This window comes from Dissulfurispira sp., from assembly GCF_036745535.1.
In the GTDB taxonomy this organism is placed as follows: Bacteria; Nitrospirota; Thermodesulfovibrionia; order Thermodesulfovibrionales; family Dissulfurispiraceae; genus Dissulfurispira.
Genome location: NZ_DAIOFX010000134.1, coordinates 1 through 2862, shown reverse-complemented (window position 1 = coordinate 2862; position 2862 = coordinate 1). Strand labels below are relative to the sequence as shown.

The following is a 2862-nucleotide window of genomic DNA, read 5'->3' as shown; positions in this document are numbered from 1 at the left end:
TTGTCTGCTGATACGGATATATCGAGATGCTTTCGCCTGTCATGGCAGCGCAGGAGTATTTAGGAGCAGATCCTTTAGTCGGCACATAGAGAATGATCGTCTCAAGCCATGACCGCACATTTTTGTATTGATGAATGAGTTTTTCGATCTGTGATATTAGCTGCTCATCGATGCCTCTGTTTTTTGAGATATCAACCGAAACCTTGAAGCGATAAGAATTGCCTCCATACCGAAACCACTCAATCACTTCAGACGGAAATCCTAATGTAGAGATAGCATTCTCAACCGCCCAAGGAGTGCCTTTGTATCTGTGAAGCTCAAGTGACTTTTTAATTAAGCTGCGCTTTTCCGTGTCGGTCTTGGTAAGATCGTAGCCTTCAACATGAAACTGCCAGGCTAAATACGGCAGGATCGAGGCAGGCACATCGTCGATCAGATATACGAGCAGCTTGTCAAGTTCATTTTCTACAGAGAAGACCTTATCCGCTGCAGCGCAAAGGCCCTCAATGTTTTTATCGCCTTGCAAATTAGGCGGCAATAAGTCTTTCGTCTTATTAGCCATCTACGCTCCCTGCGATTGTTATTGTGATGCCTGTGCAAATTGCCACTTCGTTTCGTGCAAGCGTTGTATATACAGGCTGCGAAACCACTGCCCTGTATACTCCGGTTATTTTCTGAAGTATCTCTACGATCTGTTCAGGGACAATATCCACTCCAAGATGTTCTTTTACCGAGTCCCTATAACTCTGAAGATTATCATTTGCCTTTGCAAGAATCACATCCGAGAGCATCGAGAATGAGGTGTAGATATAAAGCTGGACATCGATACTGTAATTTACAACCACAGGTGCCTCAACTATTACCTGATCTGTCAATACCCTGCGCTTCTCACTATTCAGAATGTTCTTTACAATCGCCAGCATATCCGCATCCGGTATGCCGCCGCCTTTCAGCAGAGGCACCACCTTCACCTTTCCAGGCTCAGGGCTCCAGACAGCTACATCAACGATGTCCTGATGCGCTGTCTTCGCCCAGTATTCATAAGCTCCTTCCGGTCCTGCCGTACTGAACGACTCGGGCGCAATCTGAATCCGCATGCGCAGGTGATCATCGCTTTCGATGTCGGCGCCGCCATAGGTTAAAGTTATATTTTCGACTGTCTGCACATAAGGCAGCGGGTCAATAAGCTGATTAATGTCTCCAGCCAGATAGCCGTTTCCCGACTCTCCAGCTTCTGTGCATGAAGCAGGGACATCAATATAAGCAATACCTGTGCCTGCATTAACATCCTCTGAGGTTGCAAATATAACCTTATTGTCCTTGCTCATTACCTTCGTACCTTTAGGAATAAGCAAAGGCGATGTTAGTGCTGTCTCAAAGGTAAACCGGAGGGTCGTTATCGCCGCTGCCGCAGGAAGTCTCGTTACACCCAGAAGCACGCCGAGATGATCCAGCATCCCTCCCCTTGCGTAGGCAAGCAGATTCTGCTTTGCAGTGTCGTTTATTGCGATCCGAAGCAGGTTTTCACGATAGGCAAAGGTGGCAATCATCAAAGATTCCACCTGCCCTTTGCTAAGAGGAATGCCAACGATCTGCTCATAAGATTTTACGATCTCCGCATACTGCTGATTCCAGTCAACAGTGATAAACTCAGGCTCGGGCAATGTTTTTAAATCAACCATATATATGTCCTGTTAGTCATATACGTCCTATTCTCCTGTATTTCTGCTCTTTACCTTGTAAAATCTGCTAAAACATTGAGAATAACCTCTTTGTCCGTCTGGGCATCAGTCAAAATACCTGATATCTTAAACACCATTTTCCTATTCGGAGATGCGCTCACGAGCTTGACGCTTGAAGGCTTAAACCTCGTAGAATTTTTCTTTATCGCCCTGTATACCTCTGCAATTATCAATGGTAGTGCTACATTCTGAGGCTTGTCGAGATAAAAGGGTATCCTGCTGCCAAACTCCGGCATATGAGGGATAGAACCGAGCGGAGTAGCGATAATAAGACCAATCTCCTGATTGATGTCCTCTATACCTTCAACTGTCAAACCTATCGCTCCGATCTTAATCTGCATAATTCACTCTCAATGCCCATGATGATTTGTATTTCCGCCTTCGTCTATGATCGTGCCGGTTGCGTGGATATTGCCGGCTACATTCAGATTGCCGGTAATGTTTATTTCCGGTGCGGTAACTGTAATCGGGCCGTCGCAGGTGATAGTTATAAATCCGTCCTCGCCCTGCGTTACATTGATATTCAGTCCTTTAACCGTCAACTGCATTAGATCGTCCCTCCGCCGTGCCTGTCACAGCTAAAACTTATGCAGTTGCCTGAACTTATATCCGTATGCCCGTCTGTCTTTACTGTCGTATTGCCGTTGACCGTAATACTCGCATTGCCGGTTATCTGTATCTGTGTATCGCCTTTGACATCAATCAGCAGTTTATGCGCCGATCTGTCATACTCAATCACCGTGCCGTCATCAAAAACTTTATGCCATTTATTATTACTGCTGACCGGCACGGTATCCGCTTCGCTGTAAATCGCGCCAAGCACAAAGCCCTGCTCAAGTCCCTGCCCTGAGAATAAACACACCACATGCTCGTTTATATCCGGCATCCAGTAATCCTTGTCTTTAAGAGTCTTTCTGTATATCACCGGCAGTTCATACGACACTTGATCATCAACATCAACAAGCCGCACCCTTACAGAGCCTCTCTCTGGATATCGCTGCGTAACAATGCCCACTCTTACAAGCTCGTTTATCATGCTACCGCTTTTATATCTTCCGGCTTAACATCACTGCTTACTTTCAATTTGCCGACCGGTTTTTTGCAACCGATTCTTCTTTTA

At 45.8% G+C, this 2862-nt stretch carries 5 protein-coding genes; all 5 read right to left on the bottom strand.

Translation table 11 applies throughout. From position 1 onward, the window contains the following. On the bottom strand, positions 1 to 562 hold a 562-nt coding region (locus V7L97_RS11995), incomplete at its 3' end, for a phage tail protein I (protein WP_333656293.1). Next, positions 555 to 1682, bottom strand: coding sequence for a baseplate assembly protein (locus V7L97_RS11990; protein WP_333656291.1), 1128 nt, complete (start codon positions 1680 to 1682; stop codon positions 555 to 557). The genes V7L97_RS11990 and V7L97_RS11995, both read right to left, overlap by 8 nt. A gap of 50 nt (positions 1683 to 1732) precedes the next feature. After that, the gene (locus tag V7L97_RS11985) at positions 1733 to 2083 is read right to left on the bottom strand and encodes a GPW/gp25 family protein (protein ID WP_333656288.1); all 351 of its coding nucleotides are present in this window, start codon (positions 2081 to 2083) and stop codon (positions 1733 to 1735) included. 9 nt (positions 2084 to 2092) lie between these two features. Next, positions 2093 to 2290, bottom strand: coding sequence for a hypothetical protein (locus V7L97_RS11980; protein ID WP_333656287.1), 198 nt, complete (start codon positions 2288 to 2290; stop codon positions 2093 to 2095). After that, a complete protein-coding gene (locus V7L97_RS11975) occupies positions 2290 to 2778 on the bottom strand; it encodes a phage baseplate assembly protein V (RefSeq protein ID WP_333656285.1) in 489 nt (162 codons plus the stop codon). Before V7L97_RS11975 ends, V7L97_RS11980 begins: the two co-directional genes overlap by 1 nt. Positions 2779 to 2862: the final 84 nt, after the last annotated feature.